We start from the raw sequence: 23,145 nt of genomic DNA, 5'->3' as shown, positions 1-23,145 counted from the left end.
TCTGCCGGCTCGTGCGCTCACAGCAGAGTCCAGTCGCCCAGGCTCAGCCCCGGGCCGTCGTCCTGGCGGGCCAGCGCGAGCCCGCCGTCCTCGGTCAGCGCCAGCAGCACGACCCGCCCGAGGCCGTCGCGCGCCAGCACCGGATCGCCCTGGCAGACGGCGCCGGTGTCGGTCCACCAGACGCCGTGGTGCTCCTCCTCGGCACCGCACGCGCCCAGCACGATCCGGCCCTCGGTGTCGCGGTGGGCCAGCACCGTGCACGGGTGGCCGTCGAGGGTGGTGGCGAGCGCGGTGTGCCGTCCGTCGCCCGGGGTCCCGCCGAGCGGCACCGGCCAGGAGCCGGGACGTACGGCGACGGCACCGCCGCCCACCGCGTCGGTCAGGTAGTAGGTGATCCGGCCCGGCGAGGTCTCCAGACCGCACGCGGACCCGGGCAGCGGTACGACGGCGAGGTCGGGGCCTCGCTCCGGTGCGGCGCCCGGACCGGGCTGACACCAGGTCAGGGCACCGGTGCGGGTCGGGGCGAGGACATGCACCTGCCCGGTGGTGGTGGCCACCGCGGCCGGGGTGTCGAGGACGGCCGCCACCTCGAGGTCCAGCCAGGGCTCCCAGCGGCCCCGGGCGTCCTCGCGCCGCAGGGCCAGCCGTCCCTCCGCCGTGGCCACCAGGATGTGCAGGGCGCCCGAGGTGTCGACGACCGCCGTGGGGGTGCCCATCTGTGCGGTGCGTGCCCGCTGGGCGTGCGGGTTGCCGGCGGAGCGCCACTCGCTCAGCGGGCGGCCCGCCTGGTACTGGATCGCGTGGACCAGGTCCACCGCCGACGGCGCGTCGCCGGTGCCGCGGGCCCGGCGGCCGACGAGGTGGGCGTAACGGTTGCGGCCCTGGGCGACGGTGAGTTCGGTCACGCTCTTGACCGGCAGCACGTCCGGGCCGGTCCAGTCGGGGCCGCCCGGGCGGGTCTCCGTCCAGCGCAGCACGGCGCCGTCGACCTGCGCGTAGGCGATGAGCCGGCCGTCGTGCCCGGGGAGGAGCCAGGGTCCGGACCGCACGGTGCGGCTCGCCGGGGCTCCACCGGCCGGCCGCGCCCCGACGGCACGGTCGCGCACGGGAGCGGCCATCAGCGCCGGGCCTCCGGATGGCGCCGGCACCAGCCGGCCCAGGCCGAGGCGACCATGGTGCGGGCGTCGTGGCGGGCCGTCCAGCCCAGTTCGGCGCGGATGCGGTCGGCCGAGGCGACGACCCGTGCCGGGTCTCCGGCGCGGCGCGGCGCGTGGACCGGGGCGGCCGCCGGGCCGTAGCCGGTGACCTCGCCGATCAGCGTGATCATCTCGCGTACGGAAACCCCCTCCCCGCGCCCGATGTTGACCGTCAGGTCGCTGCCGGGCTCCCGGCCGGGCAGCGCGCGGGCGGCGGCGAGATGGGCGGCGGCGATGTCCTCGACATGGATGAAGTCCCGTACGCAGGTGCCGTCCGGGGTGTCGTAGTCGTCGCCGAAGATCACGGGGGCGCTGCCCTCGGTGAGCTTCTCGAAGACCATCGGGACGAGGTTGGAGACGCCCGTGTCCGCGAGGCGCGCGTCGGCCGCGCCTGCGACGTTGAAGTACCGCAGGCAGGCGGTGGTCATCCCGTGCGCCCGGCCCGCGGCGCGCACCAGCCACTCCCCGGCCAGCTTGGTCTCGCCGTAGGGGTTGAGCGGGGCGCAGGGGGTGTTTTCGGTCACCAGGTCCACGTCGGGCATGCCGTACACGGCGGCGGAGGACGAGAACAGGAAGTGCCGTACGCCGGTGTCGGCGGCCGCCTCCAGCAGGGTCTCCAGCCCGTGCACGTTCTCGCGGTAGTAGTGCAGCGGCCGTTCGACCGACTCCCCGACCTGCTTCTTGGCCGCGAGGTGGACCACGCCGTCGATCCCGAGGTCGGACAGGGTGCGCCGCAGGAGGGTGCCGTCGAGCACCGAGCCCTTGACGAAGGTCACACCGTCGGGGACGCGGGCGGGGTCGCCCGTCGAGAGGTCGTCGTACACCGCGACCCGCTCACCGGCGGTGAGCATCGCGCGCACGACATGGGCGCCGATGAAGCCGGCACCGCCTGTTATCAGCCACGTCATGGCGCGCATACTATTTCTTTGGCTGCTGTTTACAAATACATCACGGGTTGTGCATGATCGTGCGGTCGTCCGCCCCTTGTGCGGTTTCGACCGGGCAGCACCACCGGGACCGGCCTCCCCCACCCGAGTCCTCACCCCACAGCACCGCCCCGCCGGGGCACGATCTTTGAGGATTCGAAGCAGGATGAGTCATGTCCCGACGCCCCAGCTCAGCGACTCCGACACGCCCCCCGGGCAGGGTGGCGGGCGCGGGCGCAAGCGCGAGCGCACCGGCGGACGCCGAAGGGGCCGCCGGATCCTGATCTCGCTGGCCGTCCTGGTCGTGGCCGGAGCGGGCACCGCCTACTGGCTCTACAGCGGCATCGACGGCAACATCCAGGGCGTCGACATCGACCGGGCGATCGGGGACGACCGCCCGGAGAAACTGCCCACTTCGGGACAGAACATACTGATCCTCGGCTCGGACTCACGGGCCGGCGCCAACGCGAAGCTGAACACCGGCAAGGTCGCCGGGGCCCGTTCGGACACCGCGCTGGTGATGCACATACCCGAGGGCCGCAAGCAGGCCGTCGCGGTCAGCATCCCGCGTGACACCCTGGTGACCCGCCCGGAGTGCACCACGGCGAGCGGCTCCCAGGCCCCCTCCGCGAAACGTGTGATGTTCAACTCCATCTACTCCCAGGTCGGTCCGGCCTGTGTGGTCAAGACGGTGGAGAAGATGTCCGGGGTCCGCATGGACCACTACGTCGAGGTCGACTTCGCCGGCTTCAAGGACCTGGTGGACGCGATAGGCGGGGTGACCGTCACCGTCGACCAGGACATCCACGACACCTCCAGCGGTCTCGACCTCACCAAGGGCACCCACGAACTGGACGGCACCCAGTCCCTGGAGTTCGTCCGCACCCGGCACGGCATCGGCGACGGCAGCGACCTGGGCCGGATCGGTCTCCAGCAGCAGTTCATGATCGCCCTGCTCGCGGAGATCCAGAAGCAGGACCTGCTGGGCAGCCCGGTCAAGGCGTACAAGATCGCCGACAAGCTGACCGCCGCGCTCACCACCGACTCCGAACTCGCCTCGCTCACCAAGCTCGCGGAGTTCGGCCGCAGCCTGAACGGCGTCAACCCGTCCACCATGGAGACGATCATGCTCCCGGTGGCGTACGACAAGGCCGACCCGAACCGCGTGGTGGCCGCCGAGCCGCAGGCCTCGACCCTGTGGAAGGCGATCCGCGCCGATGCCACGATCCCCGCCTCGGCGAAGAAGTCCCCCGCCACCGGCGGCAGCTGACGGTACGTCAGACCTCGCGCCAGGCCTCCAGGGCCAGCCCCGCTTCGTCCTTGCGCCGGGTGAGCAGGAGTTGCCCGGTGGACGGGGAGAGGGTCGCCGCGGTGACCCGGTCGTCCCCGTCCGTGGTCAGGGCGACCGTCGCGTCGGCCGGGAGCTGCGGCCCCGACTCGGTCCACCAGGCACCGGCCCGCTCGTCCTCCGTGGGGTACGCGGCGAACGCCACCCGGCCGCTCGCCGAGCGCTGGGCGAGCAGGGTGCAGTCGTGTCCGTCGAGTTCACAGCGGACCGCGGCGACCGGGCCAGGACCGGCGGACGGCAGCAGGGTGTACGGCTTGCCGCCGGGACGCCAGGCGCACAGGTCGCCGGCCTCGTCGCTGTAGTAGAGGGTCGTGCTCTCGGCGGAGGTGGCGAGGGCGGCGAGGGTACCCGGCCGGACCGGGGTCTCCAGCGCCTCCAGCAGCACCGGCGGCTTCCCCGCCGCCTCCTGCCGCCAGTACACGATCCCGCCCGGTACGGCCGCGTACACCTCCACCCGCCCCGACTCACCGGTGACCGCCGCGAGTCCGTCCTCGACCAGCCGGCCCTTCAGATCGCGCCACGGCTCCCAGCCGCCCTTCTCCTTCTGGGCGACCATGCTCACTCCGCGCCCCCGGTTGCGGACGAAGACATGGGCACGGCCCTGGGCGTCCACCGCGACAGCCGGGGCGCCGGTGACCTCGCCCTTCTTGCTCGGGTGGCCGATCGGCCGCCAGTCCAGGGGGGACAGACGCGGACGGTAGTGGGTGGAGTGGACCAGGCCCGACTCGCCCTTCACCGTGGGCCGCCAGGCGACCAGGTGCGCGTATCCATCGGTGCCCCGGCCCACCGAGAAACCGGGGTGCAGCCGCTGGTCGCCACCCATCTTCCGGGGGGTGCCCCAGGGGCTGCCAGGGCCGCGTTCCGCACGGCACAGCACGGCGTCACCCGACGGCAGATAGACACTGAGCCGGCCGTCACGGCCGCGGAGGAGCCAGTCGCCGTTCACCGCTTCACTCTAAGCGGGGCCGTTCGGAGCAGTGGCCCGGCCCCGGGCGTGCGAGGCTGGGGGCATGGATGAGGAAGCTCCCCTGCTGGTGATCGTCGACGGCGCGAACGTCGTCGGGTCACGGCCGGACGGCTGGTGGCGGGACCGCAAGGGGGCCGCCGAGCGGCTGCGCGACCGGCTGGCCGAGCGGGGCCTGCCCGGCCATCCGACCCCGGTGGAACTGGTGCTCGTCGTCGAGGGCGCGGCCCGCGGGGTGGAGTCGGTGCCCGGGGTACGGGTGGAGTCGGCGTCCGGCAGCGGCGACGACCGCATCGTCGAGCTGACCGCCGAGGCCCCCGGCCGTCCTCGCCTCGTCATCACCGCCGACCGCGAACTCCGGCGCCGGGTCACCGAGTTGGGCGCCGAGGTGATCGGCCCGAAGGCCCTGCTCCACTGAACCGGCTCCGCACCCCGGCCACACCCCACCACTCCACGGAGCCGGGTCGGCTCACGCCCGCCGCTCCGTGGAAGGGACCCGCCCATACCCCTGCTCCGCCGAACCGGGCCCGCCCCTGCCCGTCGTTGCGCGGGCTCACTCGGCCGGCGCGCGGGCGTACAGCACCGCTCCGTCCACCTCGGCCACCTGTTCGTAGTCGACCGCGAGCAGGCGGCGCAGGGTGGGGACGCGGTCGGGGCCGTACGGCTTGCCCCGGGAGTCGTCGACCACCAGGGCCGGCGCCCGGTCGGCCAGCTCGGCGCGGAAGACCGGCCAGGTGCCCTCTACGGCGTACTTCTCGCCGACCTGCGGACCGTCCCTGCCGCCGCTGAAGTTGGTGAGCAGGCCGGCGGTGAGATAGCGGGTGGCGGGGGTGCGGTCGGCGAGCCAGTACGTCTCCGGGTGCATGCCCCAGACCAGCACCCGGTCGCCGGGCTGGGTGCGATGGGCGAGGGCGAGCGCGAGCCGCTGGGCGTGCGCGAGTTCGGGCCGGGGAGCCAGGAGTCCCCAGGTCAGGAACAGGGCGCAGACGCAGGCCGAGGTGCGGACGGCGGCCGCGGTCCGCGCCCTCGGCAGGACCTGCAGCGCGGCCGTGGCCAGCAGCGCGAGCGGCGGGGTGAGTTGCAGGAAGTAGTGGCCGAAGAAGTGGAAGCCGAGGGTGACGGCGACCGCCGAGGCGCCCAGCCACAGCCACAGGTCGGCGGCTCCGGTACGGGCGATGCGCAGGGCGCGGGCGACCGGCGGGAGCAGCCCGGCGCAGGCCGCGGCGAGGATCACGGTGTTGGTCAACGCCCGTGCCAGGACGTGGAGTTCGGAGCCGGTGAAGGAGGCGTAAGCGCCGGATCCGGTGACCGTCCAGAAGGCGAAGCCGGCCGGGTCGGTGAGCAGGGCCGCGCCCAGTACGGGCAGGGCGACGCCGGCCGCCAGCCGGAGCAGGCTCGCGCGCGGGCCGCCGTACCGGTTGAGGAGGTAGACCACCGGCAGCAGGACCGCACCGCCGGTCTGCTTGGTGAGCAGGGCACAGGCGACGGCCGCTCCGGCGGCGCCCCAGCGGCGGCGGTCGGCACACCACATCGCGGCGGCCGTGGCCGGCAGTATGAACACCTCGAAGGTCGCCGCCTGCGCGTCCTCGGGGTTGAGTCCCACCGAGACCAGCAGGTACAGCGCCCCCGCGGTGCGCCCCGCACGGTCGCCCCACCGGCGCCGGGCGATCGACGCGAGCAGTACGGCGGTGGCCAGCTGGGCGAGCACGGCGAGCACCCGGACCGGGGTGAGCGAACCCGACCCGAAGACCGCGAACGCCCCCTCGTACAGCCAGGGCAACAACGGCGGCTTGCGGTCCACGACCGTCTCGTACAGCTGGCCGCCGCGCGCCAGCATGCGCGCCTGTACGGCGAGGAAGCCCTCGTCCGGGTTCCACAGCGGCCGGCGGAAGGACGGCACCCGGGTGACGCAGGCCAGCACGGCGAGCAGCGGCAGCAGCCGCGCCCAGTACCCCTTCCGGACGACTACGGATCGTGACGGGACGAGAGGGGCGACAAGCATGGGGAGCACGCTATCCGGCCCCGCAGTCCCACCTGGACGGGACATACGGGGCCGGAGTGGCGAGCCTGATGATTACGGAGCGTCGGCCGGGGTCCGCCGCTGTTCGGCGAGACGGCTGTGCGAGCGGCCGTAGAGGAAGTAGACGACGAAGCCGATGACCATCCAGATGGCGAACCGCAGCCAGGTCTCGGCCGGCAGGTTGAGCATCAGCCACAGCGAGGCCAGCACGGAGACGATCGGCAGCGCCGGTACCCACGGGGTGCGGAAGGACCGGTCCAGGTCGGGCCGGGTGTTGCGCAGGATGATCACGCTGATCGCGACGACGATGAAGGCGAAGAGGGTGCCGATGTTCACCAGTTCGGCGAGTTCGCTGAGACTGGTGAAGCCGGCGACGATCGCGATGACGACGCCCAGCAGGATGGTCGGCCGGTACGGGGTGCGGAACCTCGGGTGGGTGTGGGAGAAGAACCGGGGCAGCAGCCCGTCCCGGCTCATCGCGAAGAACACCCGGGACTGGCCGAGCAGCAGGATCATGCACACGGTGGTCAGGCCGACGGCCGCGCCGAAGCTGATCAGACCGGCGAACCAGGGGTGCCCGGTGGCCTTGAACGCGTCGGCGAGCGGCGCGTCCACGGACAGCGAACTGTACTTCTGCATGCCGGTCACCACGATCGCCACGGCGACGTACAGCGCGGTGCAGATGATCAGGGAGCCGATGATGCCGCGCGGCACGTCCCGCTGGGGGTTGCGGGTCTCCTCGGCGGCGGTGGCGACCACGTCGAAGCCGATGAAGGCGAAGAAGACGACGGACGCCGCGGTGAAGATGCCCATCACACCGAAGTTGGAGGGCGCCCAGCCGATCATCAGCTGGATCAGCGGAGCCTTGAGGTTGCCTCCCGCCGGCACCGGCTGCTCCTTCGGGACGAACGGGTCGTAGTTGCCGCTGTGGATGAAGAAGGCGCCCGCGATGATGACGACCAGGACGACGGCCACCTTGATGGCGACGACGACCGAGGTGACCCGGGCGGAGAGCTTCATGCCGACGACCAGGATCGCGGTGAGGACGAGGACCAGGGCGGCGGCGAGGATGTCGAAGCCGAAGCCGTGGGCGCCGTCCCGGCCGCTGAGGTACTCGGGCAGCTGCCAGCCGGCGTTGTCGAGCAGCGAGTGGATGTACCCCGACCAGCCGACGGCGACCACCGCCGTGCCCAGCGCCAGCTCCAGCACCAGGTCCCAGCCGATGATCCAGGCCGGGAACTCGCCGAGCGAGGCGTACGAGAAGGTGTACGCCGAACCGGCCACCGGGAGGGTGGAGGCGAACTCGGCGTAGCACAGGGCGGCGAGGCCGCAGACGACGCCGGCGACGACGAAGGAGAGCGCGACGGCGGGGCCGGCGTTGTTCTTGGCGGCCGTGCCGGTCAGGACGAAGATGCCGGTGCCGATGATGACACCCACGCCGAAGACCGTGAGGTCCAGGGCCGAGAGCGACTTCCTGAGCGCGTGCTCCGGTTCCTCGGTGTCCTTGATGGATTGTTCGACGTTCTTGGTCCTGAAGAGCGAACTGGCCACGTGCCTACCTCCCACGTTTGTCGTCCTCGACATGATCGAGAGGGCCGGGGATGCGTATGCCCCGGCAAAGGCAGGTTCACGCAGACGGGCCGGTCTCGCCACCGGAGGGTGAGCGAAACCGACCCATCGGGGTGGTTCGTGTTTCGTCGAGGGCTGCCGGCCGGTGGGGGCTGGTCGCGCAGTTCCCCGCGCCCCTGAAGGGGCGCGCCTCGGCCAGGACGTCTCAATCCCTCGCGGGCTCCACCGAGTCGACTTCCGTCGTCGTGCCGTCCAGCTTCGCGACCAGACCGGTGACCTGGCGGGCGATGTCCGGGGCCGTCAGGCCGATCTCCGTCATGACCTCGGCCCTCGACGCGTGGTCGAGGAAGCGGGGCGGGATGCCGAAGTCGCGCAGGGGGACGTCCACGCCCGCGTCGCGCAGGGCCTGGGCGATCGTCGCGCCCACGCCGCCGACGCGGATGTTGTCCTCGACCGTGACGACCACCCGGTGCCGCTCGGCCAGCGGGGCCATCGCCTCGTCCACCGGCTTCACCCAGCGCGGGTCGACGACGGTGGTGGAGATGCCCTGCTTGTCGAGGAGTGCGGCGATCTCCAGGCACATCGGAGCGAGGGCGCCCACGGAGACCAGGAGGACGTCCGGGGTGTCGGTGCCGGGCTCGCGCAGCACGTCCATGCCGCCGACCTTGCCGACGGCGGCCACGGCGGGGCCGACCGCGCCCTTCGAGAAGCGGACGACCGTCGGTGCGTCGTCGACCTCGACGGCCTCGCGGAGCTGGGCGCGGACCTGGTCGGCGTCGCGCGGGGCGGCGAGCCGCAGACCGGGGACGACCTGGAGGATCGACATGTCCCACATGCCGTTGTGGGAGGCACCGTCGGTACCGGTGACGCCGGCCCGGTCCAGGACGAAGGTCACCCCGCACCTGTGCAGGGCCACGTCCATCAGCACCTGGTCGAAGGCGCGGTTGAGGAAGGTGGCGTACACGGCGAAGACCGGGTGCAGTCCGGCCGTGGCCAGACCCGCCGCGGAGGTGGCACCGTGCTGCTCGGCGATGCCGACGTCGTAGATCCGCTCCGGGAAGGTGTCGGCGAACTTCTTCAGGCCGACCGGCTGCAGCATGGCCGCCGTGATGGCGACGATGTCCTCGCGCTCCTTGCCGAGTTCGACCATCTCGTCGCCGAAGACGGAGGTCCAGTCGGCGCCGGAGGCCTTGACCGGCAGGCCGGTGTCGGGGTGGATGGGGCCGATGCCGTGGAAGCGGTCGGCCTCGTCCTGGAGGGCGGGCTGGTAACCGCGGCCCTTCTCGGTGAGGCAGTGCACGATCACCGGGCCGCCGAACCGCTTGGCCCGGGCGAGGGCCGACTCCAGGGCCTCCATGTCGTGACCGTCGATCGGACCGACGTACTTCAGGCCCAGGTCCTCGAACATGCCCTGCGGGGCGATGAAGTCCTTCAGCCCCTTCTTGGCGCCGTGCAGGGTGTCGTAGAGCGGCCTGCCGACGACGGGTGTGCGCTCCAGCAGGTCCTTGCCCCGGGCCAGGAACCGCTCGTACCCGTCCGTCGTGCGCAGGGTCGCCAGGTGATTGGCGAGGCCGCCGATGGTCGGGGCGTACGACCGCTCGTTGTCGTTGACGACGATGACCAGCGGGCGGTCCTTGGCGTCGGCGATGTTGTTGAGCGCCTCCCAGGCCATGCCGCCGGTGAGGGCGCCGTCACCGATCACGGCGACGACGTGGCTGTCGCGTTCGAGGAGCTGGTTGCCCTTGGCGATGCCGTCGGCCCAGCCGAGGACCGTGGAGGCGTGGCTGTTCTCGATGACGTCGTGCTCGGACTCGGCCCGCGAGGGGTAGCCGGACAGGCCGCCCTTCTGCTTCAGCCGAGAGAAGTCCTGCCGGCCGGTGAGCAGCTTGTGCACGTAGGACTGGTGGCCGGTGTCCCACAGCACCTTGTCCTTCGGCGAGTCGAAGACGCGGTGCAGGGCGATGGTGAGCTCGACCACGCCCAGGTTGGGACCCAGGTGTCCGCCGGTCTTGGAGACCGCCTCCACGAGGAAGCTCCGGATCTCCTCTGCCAGCTGGACCAGCTCCTCGGGGCTGAGCCGGTCCAGATCGCGCGGTCCCCTGATACGGGTCAGCAGCGGCACCCGTGCCTCCTTGCAGTAGAGCTGATCGAGCTGTTGCCGGGCCTGTCGAGTCTAATGTTCCGCCCGGGCGGCCGGACTCCGGCCCATGGGTCATTGGTCACGCGAACGGCCGTACCCATCATGAGGCCCACCTATGACACGACTGTGCCCGGTGCCATTCAAGGCACCGGGCACAAGTACCGCCCAGGGGCGCGGGGCTGTGTGCGCGACCAGCCACGACGGCGGGTCAGCCGCCCATGGTCCGCAGCCCCGAAGGCGCTATCCGCGCCCGGCCGCCTTCTGGCTCTTGCGGGAGACGGAGTCGATGACGACCGCACCCAGCAGAACACCACCGGTGATCATGTACTGGATCGACGTGTTCATGTTCAACAGGTCGAGGCCGGTCTGGATGGACTGGATGACCAGCATGCCCAGGAGGGCGGACCAGACGGTACCGCGGCCACCGAACAGCGACGTACCACCGATGACCGCCGCCGCGATGGCGAGCATCAGGGTGTTGCCGCCACCGGCGTTGAGCGTCGCGCTCGCCGTCTGACCGGCGAAGAACATACCGCCGATGGCCGCGAAGCCACCGGAGATCGCGAACACGGTGATCCGGACCATCGGCACGCTGATACCCGCACGGCGGGCCGCCTCGATGCCACCGCCGACCGCGAAGACCTTGCGGCCGTAGGTCGTACGACGGAGCACGAAGTCGACGACCACCAGCGACGCGAGGAAGATCACCAGCGCGTTGGAGACGCCGGACGCGTTGTTCAGCACCGCGGCCGCGACGAAGGACGCGATCGCGAGCAGCGCGATGCGGATCACGATCTCGCTGGTGGGCCGGAACGGCACACCGGCCGCGCGGCGCCGGCGCTGCTCGTTGAACTGGCCCACCGCCGAGAGCACCACACCGAGGCCGGCCAGCAGGTAGGCGCCGATGATGGCCTGGTCCATGAAGAAGGAGCTCTGGCCGAGGACGTGCACCGGACCGCTGTCGGCCGGGATGTTGATCGTGCCGCTGGAACCCAGCAGCCACAGCATCAGACCGTTCCAGCCGAGGAAGCCGGCCAGGGTGACCACGAACGCGGGTACGCCGATCTTCGCGAAGAACCAGCCGTGCAGCGCGCCGATACCGATGCCGGTGATGATCGTGAGGATCAGCGCCAGCCACTGGTTCATTCCGTGGTTGACCACGAAGACGGCGAACACCGTGGAGGCGAGTCCGCTCACCGAGCCGACGGACAGGTCGATCTCACCGAGCAGCAGCACGAACACCAGGCCGATGGCGAGCATGCCGGTGGCCGCGAGGAAGTAGCTGATGTTGGAGAGGTTGTCCGCGCTGAGGAACAGGCTGTTCTTCACCTGGAAGATGGTCCAGATGATGATCAGGCCGATGACGACCGGCAGCGAGCCCAGCTCGCCGCCCTTCACCCGGCGCTTGAACTCGGTGAGGTAGCCCTTGAAGCCCTCCTCACGGACCAGCAGGCGCGGGTCGACGACGGTGACCGGCGCGGCCGTGGGGTCGTCGGCGGGCGCCACCGTGGTCGGGGTCTCGGCCGCCTCGGACTTCTCGATCTTGGGCGACTCGTCGCCCGCTACGGTCTTGTTCGACGTCTCACTCACTTTGCCGCCTCCGGGGTGCGACGCTCCGAACGACGGGTCACGGCGTTGTCCGTGGCACCCGTGATCGCCGCGATGATCTCTTCCTGGCTGGTGCTCTTCACGGGGAAGAAACCATTGTTCTTGCCGAGTCGCAGCACCGCCACGGTGTCCGCGACCGCCTTCACGTCGGCCATGTTGTGGCTGATGAGAATGACGGCGAGGTTGCGCTCGCGGAGCCGCTCGACCAGGTCGAGGACCTGCGCGGTCTGCTCGACACCGAGGGCCGCGGTGGGCTCGTCGAGGATGACGACCTTGGGGTCGCCGATCAGGGCGCGGGCGATGGCCACGACCTGACGCTGACCGCCGGAGAGGCTGGCGATCGGGATGCGCACGCTCGGGATGCGGATGGAGAGCGTGCTCAGCAGCTCGCGGGCCTGCTTCTCCATCGTCACCTCGTCGATGACGCCGCGGTGCAGCAGCTCGCGGCCGAGGAAGAGGTTGCCGACCACGTCGAGGTTGTCGCAGAGGGCGAGGTCCTGGTAGACCGTCGCGACGCCGAGTCCCTGGGCGTCGTGCGGCTTGTTGATGCTGACCGGGCCGCCCTCCCACTCGATGACGCCCTCATCGATGGGGTGGACACCCGCGATCGTCTTGACCAGGGTCGACTTTCCTGCGCCGTTGTCGCCCACCAGGGCGACCACTTCTCCGGCGTGGACCTCCAGATCGACTTCGGTGAGGGCCTGGACCGCACCGAATCGCTTGGAGACTCCGCGCAACGCCAGCACGGGCGTAGCGGACACGTGAACCATCTCCTTCGCCGCCTGACCGGCGGGGATGCCGCGCTTGTGTGATCAGGCGCGGAGGGCCGTGCGGTACCTCAGGTTGGTCGGTGTACGCACGTGGTTTACAAGATGAACATGCGCGAATCCGCTGCGCTTGGCAACGGGTCCGTCCGACGCCCGCTCCGGCAGCGGGGTATGAAGGCCGGAGCGGGCGTCGGAGGGGTTTCGCGAGACCGCCGGACGGACGGGGCCCTTGCGGAAGGACCGGGCGCGTCGGGCAGCCGGGGCCCGGGTGTCGTACTGCGATCACCCGGGCGCTGACGGCCGGAGCCGGACGGCTCCAGGGCGGGACTACTGCAGGCCGGCGGCCTTGCAGGCCTTCGCGAACTCGGCGGTGCAGATGTCCGCGACGGTGTACAGCTTGTCCTTGATCACGGTGTCGTTGATGTTGGCCTTGGTGACCGACACCGGGGTCAGCAGCTGCGAGGGCACCTTGTCGCCGGAGCCGCTGGTCTGCGTGGTGGTGGCGAGCGAGGAGATGCTCTTGCCCTGCAGCAGGTCCACGGCGATCGTGGCGGCGGCGTCGGCCTCCGGCTTGAACGCCTTGTAGACGGTGGAGGACTGGGTGCCGGCGACGATGCGCTGGATGCCCGCGAGCTCCGCGTCCTGACCGGTCAGCGGGATGCCGCTGATGCCGGCGCCCTTGAGGGTGGTGGCGATACCACCGGCCATGCCGTCGTTGGCGGAGTAGACGCCCGCGATGTTCTTGGCGCCGAGCTGCGTGATGGCCGCCTTGACCTTCTGCGCGGCGACGGTGTCCTTCCACAGGCCGGACTGCTCGTAGGCGATCTTGACCTTGCCGTCCAGTGCCTTGTGGGCGCCCGCCTTGAACTGGGCGGCGTTCGGGTCGGCGTCGTCACCGTTGATCATGACGACCTTGGACTTGGTGGTCGCCTTGGAGCCGAGGGCGTCGAGCAGGGCCTGGCCCTGGAGCTCGCCGACCTTGACGTTGTCGAAGGAGACGTAGGCCGAGACCTTGCCCTGGGCGAGGCGGTCGTACGCGACGACCTTGACACCCTTGGCCACGGCGGCGTCGATGGAGGACTTGATGGCCGCAGAGTCCTGGGCGGAGATCACGATGACCTTGACGCCCTTGGTGACCATGGTGCTGACCTGCTGGGCCTGCTTGGCGGCGTCACCGGCGGCGTTCGCGTAGTCGACCGTGCAGTCGGCACACAGCTGCTTGACCTGCGCCTCGAAGTACGGGTGGTCGAACTTCTCGTAGCGCGCGGTCACGCTGTCGGGGAGCAGCAGGCCGATGGTCTTGCCACCGGAGGAGCTGCTGCTGCTCGAGTCGCTCTTCTTGTCGTCGCCGGCCTTGCCACAGGCGGCGACCGACAGCGCCATGGAAACCGCGGCGGTGCCGATCACGACTCTACGCATCGTTGCGTTCATTGGGGGTGCCTCCCTGACAGGGCCGCAACGCTGCGGCCGAGGTGGCTGGAAGTCAACTCGGCCGCGACTGCGGCGTCAAGAAGTAAATACTTAACGAGATGGCAACGGCGCCATTCGTTCTCTAAGTGAAGGCAGGTGCAACGGCAGGCAACGACCCATCCAAAAGGGTCGAATCGCCCATCTCGCTGAGCGCGAGAGCGAGCGCGCCGAGCACCTCCGCGCGGCCGCCGAGGGCCCCTGGAAGCACCGAGAGCTGCCGGGCGGCGCTGGGGATCGCATAGCGCCCCACGGACTCCCTGATGGGCGCCAGGACCAGCTCTCCGGCCTCGGCGAGGTCGCCGCCGAGGACCACCCTGCTCGGGTTCAGCAGGTTGCAGAGATTGGCCACACCGCTGCCGATGTGCCGGCCGACGTCGGCGATCACCCGACGGCAGCCGGGGTCACCGTCCCGGGCCAGCCGTACGACGCCTTCCATGGTCAGGTCGGTGCCGTGACTGGGCTGGAGCAGTGGCAGCACGTAGCGGGCCGCCGCGAAGGTCTCCAGGCAGCCACGGTTGCCGCAGCGGCAGACCGGGCCGGATTCATCGAGTGTAATATGTCCGATTTCGCCAGCTGTGCCGCCGGGTCCTCGGTAGATCTTCCCGTTGATCACCAGACCGGCGCCGACACCGCTCGCGACCTTGATGTAAGCGAGATCACGCACGCCCTTGCCGCTGCCCCAGACCAGCTCGCCCAGGGCTCCGAGGTTGGCGTCGTTGTCCACGTGCACGGGGACGCCGAGGCGGAGTCTGAGCTCCTCGGCGGGTCTCGCGCCGATCCAGCCGGGCAGGATGGCGCTCGAGCCGAGGGTGCCGGACTCGACGTCGATCGGGCCGGGGACGCCGACGCCCACGCCGGCGATCTTCGAACGGTCCACGCCGGTCGCCGCGATCAGGCGGTTGACCAGCTCTTCCGCCCGGTCGAAGCCCTGGCTGGACGACGAGTCCACGTCGAGGGGCTCGGACTCCTCGGCCAGCACCTGGTGGGCCAGGTTCCCGATCGCGACGCGCAGGTGGGTGTGGCCGAAGTCGACCCCGATGACGATGCCGGCGTCACCGCTCAGACTCACGCTGCGGGCCCTGCGGCCACCCGCCGACGTGGGCGTGACCTCGACGGTTCCGCCGTCCTTGAGCTCGCGCACGATGTTGGAGACCGTCGCCGCCGACAGGCCGGTCGTACGCGCGATCTCCGCCTGGGTGAGCGATCCGGCCAGACGTACGGCCCGTACGACACGTTCCAGGTTGGCTCGGTGCAGCGACGACTGCGACCCCGGAGTCTCCATCGACCCATCCACTCCCGCCATCGGAGGCGGCCACGGTGCCGCCAACGTGACCCAGGTCACCTCACTGAGACCGGGCCACTTACAAGTTATGAACTCCAAGCTCTGCTGAACGGGTTACCGCCGTCAAGTCCTTGACAGAAATCGTTGGCGGTTCGGGGGTCGCCTGAGAGACATGCTTTCGACATGTCTAGGCCACTGGTGAGGAGGTCGGGGTGACGGCCGAGAAGTGAGTGCGGAGCGCGTCGTGGCTGGTCGCGCCCGCGCGGCGGAGCCGCACACGAGCACGGCCCGCACCTCTTTCGGAGCGCAAACGCTTCGTTACTTCAAAGCACCCGCCGTCAGACCCGCCACCACCTGGCGCTGGAAGATGATGTACGCCGCCAGGACCGGAAGCATCGCCATCACCAGGCCGGCGAACAGGCCCGACCAGTCGCCCTTGTAACCCTGGCTGACCGCCAGCTGGACCAGCCCCTGGGTGAGGACGTGCTTGTCGGGATCCGTGTTGAGGACCGTCGGGAGCATGTACTGGTTCCACTGGCCCAGGAAGTTGAAGATCCCCACGCTGATCAGGCCGGGCTTCGCCATCGGCAGCATGATCTGGAAGAACGTGCGGGTGTGCGAGGCGCCGTCGACGAAGGCGGCTTCGGCCACCGAGGTGGGCAGGGTGCGGAAGAACGCTGTGAGGAAGAAGACCGTGAACGGCAGCGAGTACGCGATGTAGACCAGGATCAGACCGTGGATGGTGTTCAGCAGGCCCATGTTGTTCACGACGTAGAACAGCGGGACCAGCGCGAGCATGATCGGGAAGCTCATGCCGCCGACGAACAGGAAGTAGATGAAGCGGTTGCCCGGGAAGTCGAAGCGGGCCAGGACGTAGGCCGCCATCGAGCCGAGCACCAGTGTGCCGATGAGTGAACCGCCCACCACCAGGATGGTGTTCAGGAAGTAGTCGCTCATGTTGGCCTGGGTCCAGGCCCGCGACCAGTTGTCGAAGTGCAGCTTGTCCGGCAGCGCCCACGGTGAGCTGAAGATGGACCCGTCGTCCTTGAAGGAGGTCATCACCGCCCAGACCAGCGGCATGACCACCATGATCGCCCAGAGGATCAGGACGCCGTGGGAGAAGACGTTGAGGATCCCGCCCTCGCGCCTGCGCCGGGACGGCTTCGGCGCGGGGATCTCGGTCTTGGCCACGGGCGCGTCGGGGCCGGTCGGCATCGGGGCGTCGGTCTCGGTGGTCGTCATCGCTTCAGTACTCCAGCCGCTCGCGACGGCCCAGCCGCATCACGATCGCCGCGAAGGCGAGCGTGACGACCAGCAGGGCGACGCCGATGGTGGTGGCGTAGGCGGCCTGACCGTCCCGGAACGCCTTCTGGTACACGTACAGGACCATCACGGTCGTCGAGTAGTCGGGACCGCCCGGTCCGGTCGTCATGATCTGTACGACTGCGAACGACTCAGCGCCGAGCGCGAGGATGCCCATGTAGACCCAGCCGGACTGCACGGTGTCCCACAGCAGCGGCAGGGTGAGGCGGAAGAAGGTCGTCGCGCGGCCGGCGCCGTCGAGCAGGGCGGCCTCGTAGAGATCCGTGGGGATGGACGCCATGCCCGCCGAGAAGAGGACCACGAAGAAGCCGACCGAGGACCAGACCAGTACAGCCATCACACACCACAGCGCCAGGCTCGGGTCGCCGAGCCACAGCGGCTGGATGTTGTCCAGACCAATTCCGCGGAGCAGTGAATTGATCGCGCCGCTGTCCGGGTTGTACGCGAAGGCGAACAGCAGCGAGACGATCGCGATCGAAAGCACCTGCGGGAAGAAATAGACGATCTTGTAGAAGGAAGAGCCCCGGACACCGGTGACGACCGGGCCGCCCTTCCTCCTGCGACCGCCCACATTGATCATGAAGGCGAAGAACAGCGCCAGGCTGATCGTCACCAGCGGCAGCACGACCGCGAACATCAAGCTGTGCTGCAAGGACTTCCAGAAGATGTCGTCGTGGAGCATCCTCTTGTAATTGTCCAGGCCGACCATCTTGAAATCGGGGCTCAGGCCGGTCCAGTCCGTGAACGAGTAGTAGATGGACTGGATGAACGGCCAGACCACGAAGAGCGCGTACAGTCCGAGGGGCAACGCCAGAAACCCCACAATGAACCGGTACTTGCCGTGCTGCATCGCCACTCCGGTGCCGTGAGGTGGGTATTACTGGTGCTTGTAGTGCTTGATCGTGGTGTCCTTGGCCGCCTCGTCGGCATAGCCCTGGATCTTCTTGATGGCCTCCGCCGGGGTCAGCCGGCCGGCCATCATCTCGCCGAGGCCGGCCACCCCGATCTTCTCCTTCTGAAGCTGCACATACCAGTCCTGGAGCCGCGGGTTGACCACGTTCGACCCGGCCAGCTTCAGGGCGGCGACGCCGGAGGTGAGGCCCGGGGTGAGGGTGATGCCGTCGGTGCCGCCGTTGTACGCGGTCAGCGACTTCACCTTCGACGTGAAGTTCTTGGAGGACGCCTCGCTGAGCATGATGCGCAGCTGCTCCATGCCGCCCTCGGCGTTCGCCGCCTTGGCCGGGACGATGAACGGCTCGCCGCCGGAGGCCCAGATGGTGCCGAACGGCATCTTGTCGCTCTTGTCGATGCCTGTGGGCGCGGAGACGGCGAGGTTGAAGTCGGAGGGGATGACGTTCGCCGACTCGTTCTCCACCCAGGAGCCGTTCGGGATGAACAGCGCCTTGCCCTGGGCCCAGGCGGTCTGTGACTGGATGTGGTCCAGGCCGGGGGTGCCCTTCAGGATGTAGCCCTTCTTGTAGAGCTCGTAGTAGGCCTCGAAACACGCCTTGACGGCCGGGTGCTTCCAGGCGTTCGGCTCCAGGTTGTCGATCGCGTTCAGCACCTCGACGCCGCCGACCTTGCCGATCATCGGGTACAGCGAGAAGGGGATGTAGTACGGGTACTTGCCCGCGTACGTCCAGCCGGCCATGCCCTTCTTCTTGGCCTTCTCGCAGACGGCGATCATCTGGTCCCAGGTCTGCGGGTATTCCGCGTCGAGCGAGTCCAGAGCCTTCTGCGAGTACCAGACGCCGTACACCGTGTAGGCGTAGTACATGATCCAGACCGGGTCGCCGTCGAACTGGCCCATCTCGACGATGCCGGGGCGCAGCGTGTCGCGGACCTTCTTGTTCGGGTCGTCGTACGACGGCGCGTCGAGGAGCGGGGTGAGATCGGCCAGCTGCTTCTTGCCGACCAGCACGCCCATGTCCATCTGCTCGGCGCCGGAGTTGTCGATGAGGTCCGGCGGGGTGCCCTGGTTGAAGCGGGGCTGCAGGGTGGACTGGATCTTCTGGGTGGCCGAGAACTTGACCTTGGCCTTCGGGAAGTCCTTCTGGTAGATCTTCACCGCGTCCTCGGCGTACTCCTTGCCGAAACCGCCGTCGAAGAGGACGAATTCCATCTTGGCGGTGTCGTTGACGCCGAGCGGGTTCTTGGCCGTCTTCTTGCCGGCCTTGTCCTTGGACTGACCGCCTCCGCCGCTGCTTGCGCAGGCGGAGAGAAATCCGACGGTGGGGACCGAAATCAGGCCGAGTGCGGCTGACCGCTTGATCAGATCGCGGCGGCCGACGCCTTCGGAACCATGACTGGCTGCGGATGTGGATCCCATGCTCAAGTCCTCGCCCTCTCCAGGACTCAGGCGGTGAACCGGATCCTCCCCGGCACCGCGGTCGGGTAGTGCTGGGCCGTGCAGGAAGTCACGCAGGAAACGCCGACAGGTATAGTCCACTTCCCGCCAGCGGGGCAAGATCGAATGCAAGGTTGGCCAAGGGTCTTTTCCTAGTTGAGACCTGTCGGAAATCTGAGCGAGCTGTGTACGGCTTGCCGGAAAAAGAGCCGACATAGACCCCTGAATGCCGCAGCCAACACCCTTGACATCACCGACCACTTGACCACCTACTGGTTCCTGCGCCACGCATCTGACAACGTTGTCTCATGTGGCAGGGAGGGTACCCGTTGTGATGCAGCGGAGAACGCAGCGAAGAACAGGACACAGATCTGGTACGGCGGTCGTGATCGCGGCCGCCGTAGTCATGACCCTGGGCTCCCAGGGGGCCGCGGTCGCCCTGCCGGCCAAGGCACCGGCCGCCGCGACGGAGTTCGCATCCTCGTTCGAGTCTGGCGATCCGTCACCGGACTGGACCGACACGGTCGACACGGACCCTGGTGGCGCCCCGCGCGCCTCGGGTGTCGACGGCGGCTACAGCACCGGCATCCCCGGCAATGTCACCGACCATGTGACCGACATGCGGGCCAGCGGCGAGAACACCGGCGCGGGTGAGGTCAAGGAGAACCTCGTCGACGGCGAACCGGGCACCAAGTGGCTCACCTTCGAGCCGACCGGCTGGGCGGAGTTCGACTTCGACAAGCCCGTCAAACTGGTGACGTACGCCATCACCTCGGCCAACGACTACGCCGAGCGCGACCCGGCCGACTGGACCCTCCAGGGCTCGACGGACGGCAAGGACTGGAAGACCGTCGACACCCGCACGGGCGAAGGCTTCACCGAGCGGTTCCAGACCAGGACGTACGACCTCTCGGCACCCGCCGAGTACCAGCACTTCCGGCTCGACGTCACGAAGAACAACGGCGCCCCGGACATCCTGCAGATCGCCGACGTCCAGTTCTCCACGGGCGGCAGCGGCGGCCCGGTGCCCCAGGACATGCTCTCGCTGGTCGACAAGGGCCCGAGCGGCTCGCCGACCGCGAAGGCCCGGGCCGGCTTCACCGGGACCCATGCGCTGCGCTACGCGGGCCGGCACACCGCGAGCGGGCGGGCGTACTCGTACAACAAGGTCTTCGACGTGAACGTGAAGGTCCGACGCGACACCCGGCTGTCGTACCGGATCTTCCCCTCGATGGCCGACGGCGACCTCGACTACGACGCCACCAACGTCTCCGTCGACCTGGCCTTCACCGACGGCACCTACCTGAGCGGCCTCGGGGCGGTGGACCAGCACGGGTTCGCGCTGTCGCCGCGCGGCCAGGGCGCGTCGAAGGGGCTGTACGTCAACCAGTGGAACGACGTCTCGTCGGTGATCGGTTCGGTCGCGGCCGGCAGGACCGTCGACCGGATCCTGGTGGGCTACGACTCGCCCGCGGGCCCGGCCAAGTTCCGGGGCTGGATCGACGACGTGAACATCGAGCCCGTCGCCCCCGAGAAGCCCAAGGCGCATCTGTCCGACTACGCGCTGACCACCCGCGGCACCAACTCCAGCGGCAGCTTCTCGCGCGGCAACAACTTCCCGGCGACCGCCCTGCCGCACGGCTTCAACTTCTGGACGCCGGTGACCAACGCGTCCTCGGAGAGCTGGCTGTACGAATACGCACGGGCGAACAACGACGACAACCTGCCGACGATCCAGGCGTTCAGCGCCAGCCACGAGCCCAGCCCCTGGATGGGCGACCGGCAGACCTTCCAGATGATGCCGTCCGTCGCCGCCGGCACCCCGGACACCGGCCGGGAGGCACGGGAGCTGGCCTTCCGGCACGAGAACGAGACCGCGCGGCCGTACTACTACGGGGTGCGGTTCGAGAACGGTCTCAAGGCCGAGATAGCGCCCACCGACCACGCGGCCGCGCTGCGCTTCACCTACCCGGGCGACGACGCGAGCGTGATCTTCGACAACGTGACCGAGCAGGCGGGCCTGACCCTGGACAAGGAGCACGGGATCGTCACCGGCTACTCCGACGTCAAGTCCGGCCTGTCGACCGGCGCCACCCGCCTGTTCGTCTACGGCGTCTTCGACAAGCCGGTGACGGGCGGCGACTCCAGCGGGGTCAAGGGCTATCTGCGCTTCGACGCGGGCGCCGACCACACCGTCACGCTCCGCCTGGCCACCTCCCTCATCAGCGTCGACCAGGCCCAGGACAACCTGCGCCAGGAGATCCCGGACGGCGCCACCTTCGACACCGTCAAGGCGCACGCCCGGAAGGCCTGGGACAAGCTGCTCGGCAAGGTCGAGGTGGAGGGCGCCACGGCGGACCAGCTGACCACGCTCTACTCCAGCATGTACCGGCTGTACCTGTATCCCAACTCCGGCTTCGAGAGGGTCGGTTCGAAGGACCAGTACGCCTCCCCGTTCTCGCCGATGACCAGCCAGGACACCCCGACGCACACCGGCGCGAAGATCGTGGACGGCAAGGTGTACGTCAACAACGGCTTCTGGGACACGTATCGCACGACCTGGCCGGCCTACTCGTTCCTGACGCCCGGTCAGGCCGGTGAGATGGTCGACGGGTTCGTGCAGCAGTACAAGGACGGCGGCTGGACCTCGCGCTGGTCCTCCCCCGGTTACGCCGATCTGATGACCGGCACCTCCTCGGACGTGGCGTTCGCCGACGCGTACGTCAAGGGCGTGAACTTCGACGCGAAGGCGGCCTACGAGGCGGCCGTGAAGAACGCGACGGTCGTCCCGCCCTCCTCCGGCGTGGGCCGCAAGGGCATGTCGACCTCTCCCTTCCTCGGCTACACCAGCGACGACACCCGCGAGGGCCTGTCCTGGGCGATGGAGGGGTACGTCAACGACTACGGCATCGCCGAGATGGGCCTGGCCCTGTACAAGAAGACCGGCGAGAAGCGCTACAAGGAGGAGTCGGACTACTTCCTCAACCGCGCCCAGGACTATGTGAACCTCTTCGACTCCAAGGCCGGCTTCTTCCAGGGCAAGGACGCCCAGGGCAAGTGGCGGGTGGACTCGTCGTCGTACGACCCGCGGGTGTGGGGTTACGACTACACCGAGACCAACGGCTGGGGCTACGCCTTCACGGCTCCGCAGGACAGCCGGGGCCTCGCCAACCTGTACGGCGGCCGGTCCGGACTCGCGGACAAGCTGGACGAGTACTTCGCGACCCCCGAGACGGCCTCCACCGACTTCGTCGGCTCCTACGGCGGGGTCATCCACGAGATGACCGAGGCCCGGGACGTCCGGATGGGCATGTACGGCCACTCCAACCAGGTCGCCCACCACGTCATCTACATGTACGACGCGGCCGGCGAGCCCTGGAAGACACAGGCCTACGTCCGTGAAGCGGTCTCCCGGCTCTATCTGGGCAGCGAGATCGGCCAGGGCTACCACGGCGACGAGGACAACGGCGAGCAGTCGGCCTGGTACCTCTTCTCGGCCCTCGGCTTCTACCCGCTGGTGATGGGCAGCGGCGACTACTCGATCGGCTCGCCGCTGTTCAAGAAGGCCACGGTCCACCTGGAGAACGGCCGGGACCTGGTGATCCGGGCGCCGCGCAACAGCGCGACCAACGTCTACGTGCAGGGTGTGCGGGTCAACGGCCGTATCTGGACGTCGACCTCGCTCCCCCACTCGCTCATCTCCAAGGGCGGGATCATCGACTTCGCGATGGGCCCGAAGCCGTCGACGTGGGGCACCGGCAAGAACGCCGGCCCGGTCTCGATCGCCAAGGACGACAAGGTCCCGGCTCCGCGCGCGGACGTCCTGAAGGGTGACGGCTCCCTGTTCGACAACACGTCGGCGACGGAGCAGGCGGTGACCTCGGTGGACCTGCCGGTGACCCGGTCGGTCAAGGGGATCCAGTACACGCTCACCTCACCGGCGGACCACACCAGGGCCCCGACGGGGTGGACCCTCCAGGCCTCGACGGACGGCGCCCACTGGCGCACCGTGGACCGGCGGTCGGGCGAGACCTTCGCCTGGAACCTGCAGACCCGGGCGTTCACGGTCCGCACGCCCGGGACGTACGCGCACTACCGGCTCGTCCTGGACGACGCTTCGACGCTGGCGGAGGTGGAGTTGCTGGCCTGAGGCACGGCACGGAGAGGGGGGCGGGCCCGTTCGGG

General features: G+C 69.3%; 16 protein-coding genes. 3 read left to right on the top strand and 13 right to left on the bottom strand.

Annotated elements, in window-relative coordinates:
• Positions 1-17 precede the first annotated feature (17 nt).
• Positions 18-1,118, bottom strand: coding sequence for a hypothetical protein (locus tag ABZ642_RS26800; protein ID WP_360488980.1), 1,101 nt, complete (start codon positions 1,116-1,118; stop codon positions 18-20).
• Positions 1,118-2,104, bottom strand: a complete 987-nt coding sequence (galE, locus tag ABZ642_RS26795; RefSeq protein ID WP_360488979.1) for a UDP-glucose 4-epimerase GalE — start codon at positions 2,102-2,104, stop codon at positions 1,118-1,120. The genes ABZ642_RS26800 and galE overlap by 1 nt, the downstream gene beginning before the upstream one ends.
• 184 nt (positions 2,105-2,288) lie before the next feature.
• Between galE and ABZ642_RS26790 the strand changes: the two genes are divergently transcribed.
• The gene (locus ABZ642_RS26790; RefSeq protein WP_360488978.1) at positions 2,289-3,392 is read left to right on the top strand and encodes an LCP family protein; all 1,104 of its coding nucleotides are present in this window, start codon (positions 2,289-2,291) and stop codon (positions 3,390-3,392) included.
• 7 nt (positions 3,393-3,399) lie between these two features.
• On the opposite strand, the gene ABZ642_RS26785 is transcribed toward ABZ642_RS26790, so the two are convergent.
• Positions 3,400-4,416: a hypothetical protein gene (locus ABZ642_RS26785; protein ID WP_360488977.1), complete on the bottom strand. Its 1,017-nt coding sequence runs from the start codon at positions 4,414-4,416 to the stop codon at positions 3,400-3,402.
• Positions 4,417-4,480: 64 nt separating this feature from the next.
• Here ABZ642_RS26785 and ABZ642_RS26780 point away from each other — a divergent pair, with 64 nt between their 5' ends.
• Positions 4,481-4,852, top strand: a complete 372-nt coding sequence (locus ABZ642_RS26780; protein WP_360488976.1) for an NTP pyrophosphohydrolase — start codon at positions 4,481-4,483, stop codon at positions 4,850-4,852.
• Between the two features lie 135 nt (positions 4,853-4,987).
• Here ABZ642_RS26780 and ABZ642_RS26775 read toward each other — a convergent pair whose 3' ends face one another.
• The 10 genes from ABZ642_RS26775 to ngcE all read right to left on the bottom strand — a co-directional run bounded on the left by ABZ642_RS26775 (position 4,988) and on the right by ngcE (position 18,942).
• A complete protein-coding gene (locus ABZ642_RS26775; RefSeq protein WP_360488975.1) occupies positions 4,988-6,436 on the bottom strand; it encodes a glycosyltransferase family 39 protein in 1,449 nt (482 codons plus the stop codon).
• A gap of 72 nt (positions 6,437-6,508) precedes the next feature.
• The gene (locus tag ABZ642_RS26770) at positions 6,509-8,005 is read right to left on the bottom strand and encodes an amino acid permease (RefSeq protein WP_360488974.1); all 1,497 of its coding nucleotides are present in this window, start codon (positions 8,003-8,005) and stop codon (positions 6,509-6,511) included.
• Positions 8,006-8,228: 223 nt separating this feature from the next.
• Positions 8,229-10,145: a 1-deoxy-D-xylulose-5-phosphate synthase gene (gene dxs / locus ABZ642_RS26765; RefSeq protein WP_360488973.1), complete on the bottom strand. Its 1,917-nt coding sequence runs from the start codon at positions 10,143-10,145 to the stop codon at positions 8,229-8,231.
• 258 nt (positions 10,146-10,403) lie between these two features.
• On the bottom strand, positions 10,404-11,705 hold the full coding sequence (locus ABZ642_RS26760) for a sugar ABC transporter permease (protein WP_360488998.1): 1,302 nt from the start codon (positions 11,703-11,705) through the stop codon (positions 10,404-10,406).
• A gap of 44 nt (positions 11,706-11,749) precedes the next feature.
• Positions 11,750-12,541 (bottom strand): ATP-binding cassette domain-containing protein, encoded by a 792-nt coding sequence (locus tag ABZ642_RS26755; RefSeq protein WP_360488972.1) that lies wholly within the window; start codon positions 12,539-12,541, stop codon positions 11,750-11,752.
• A 324-nt stretch (positions 12,542-12,865) separates the two neighbouring features.
• Positions 12,866-13,957, bottom strand: coding sequence for a substrate-binding domain-containing protein (locus ABZ642_RS26750; RefSeq protein ID WP_360488971.1), 1,092 nt, complete (start codon positions 13,955-13,957; stop codon positions 12,866-12,868).
• 133 nt (positions 13,958-14,090) lie between these two features.
• Positions 14,091-15,290, bottom strand: a complete 1,200-nt coding sequence (locus ABZ642_RS26745) for an ROK family transcriptional regulator (RefSeq protein WP_360488970.1) — start codon at positions 15,288-15,290, stop codon at positions 14,091-14,093.
• A 318-nt stretch (positions 15,291-15,608) separates the two neighbouring features.
• Entirely contained in the window at positions 15,609-16,532 is a 924-nt protein-coding gene (locus tag ABZ642_RS26740) for a carbohydrate ABC transporter permease (RefSeq protein WP_360488969.1), read from the bottom strand.
• A 4-nt stretch (positions 16,533-16,536) separates the two neighbouring features.
• Positions 16,537-17,463 (bottom strand): sugar ABC transporter permease, encoded by a 927-nt coding sequence (locus tag ABZ642_RS26735; RefSeq protein WP_360488968.1) that lies wholly within the window; start codon positions 17,461-17,463, stop codon positions 16,537-16,539.
• Between the two features lie 27 nt (positions 17,464-17,490).
• Positions 17,491-18,942: an N-acetylglucosamine/diacetylchitobiose ABC transporter substrate-binding protein gene (ngcE, locus tag ABZ642_RS26730; protein WP_360488967.1), complete on the bottom strand. Its 1,452-nt coding sequence runs from the start codon at positions 18,940-18,942 to the stop codon at positions 17,491-17,493.
• 424 nt (positions 18,943-19,366) lie between these two features.
• Here ngcE and ABZ642_RS26725 point away from each other — a divergent pair, with 424 nt between their 5' ends.
• The gene (locus ABZ642_RS26725) at positions 19,367-23,110 is read left to right on the top strand and encodes a GH92 family glycosyl hydrolase (RefSeq protein ID WP_360488997.1); all 3,744 of its coding nucleotides are present in this window, start codon (positions 19,367-19,369) and stop codon (positions 23,108-23,110) included.
• Positions 23,111-23,145 lie beyond the last annotated feature (35 nt).

The organism is Streptomyces sp. NPDC007157 (assembly GCF_040634235.1).
GTDB lineage: Bacteria > Actinomycetota > Actinomycetes > Streptomycetales > Streptomycetaceae > Streptomyces.
This window is presented reverse-complemented; position numbering and strand designations above follow the sequence as displayed.

Excerpts from the sequence above, each read along its gene's own strand:
- ABZ642_RS26755 (WP_360488972.1), bottom strand. The coding sequence starts at position 12,541 with ATGGTTCACGTGTCCGCTACGCCCGTGCTGGCGTTGCGCGGAGTCTCC.
- ABZ642_RS26780 (WP_360488976.1), top strand. The coding sequence starts at position 4,481 with ATGGATGAGGAAGCTCCCCTGCTGGTGATCGTCGACGGCGCGAACGTC.
- ABZ642_RS26745 (WP_360488970.1), bottom strand. The coding sequence starts at position 15,290 with ATGGAGACTCCGGGGTCGCAGTCGTCGCTGCACCGAGCCAACCTGGAA.
- ABZ642_RS26800 (WP_360488980.1), bottom strand. The coding sequence starts at position 1,118 with ATGGCCGCTCCCGTGCGCGACCGTGCCGTCGGGGCGCGGCCGGCCGGT.
- ABZ642_RS26735 (WP_360488968.1), bottom strand. The coding sequence starts at position 17,463 with ATGCAGCACGGCAAGTACCGGTTCATTGTGGGGTTTCTGGCGTTGCCC.
- galE (WP_360488979.1), bottom strand. The coding sequence starts at position 2,104 with ATGACGTGGCTGATAACAGGCGGTGCCGGCTTCATCGGCGCCCATGTC.
- ABZ642_RS26725 (WP_360488997.1), top strand. The coding sequence starts at position 19,367 with ATGACCCTGGGCTCCCAGGGGGCCGCGGTCGCCCTGCCGGCCAAGGCA.
- ABZ642_RS26790 (WP_360488978.1), top strand. The coding sequence starts at position 2,289 with ATGAGTCATGTCCCGACGCCCCAGCTCAGCGACTCCGACACGCCCCCC.
- ABZ642_RS26775 (WP_360488975.1), bottom strand. The coding sequence starts at position 6,436 with ATGCTTGTCGCCCCTCTCGTCCCGTCACGATCCGTAGTCGTCCGGAAG.
- ngcE (WP_360488967.1), bottom strand. The coding sequence starts at position 18,942 with ATGGGATCCACATCCGCAGCCAGTCATGGTTCCGAAGGCGTCGGCCGC.
- ABZ642_RS26740 (WP_360488969.1), bottom strand. The coding sequence starts at position 16,532 with ATGACGACCACCGAGACCGACGCCCCGATGCCGACCGGCCCCGACGCG.
- ABZ642_RS26750 (WP_360488971.1), bottom strand. The coding sequence starts at position 13,957 with ATGCGTAGAGTCGTGATCGGCACCGCCGCGGTTTCCATGGCGCTGTCG.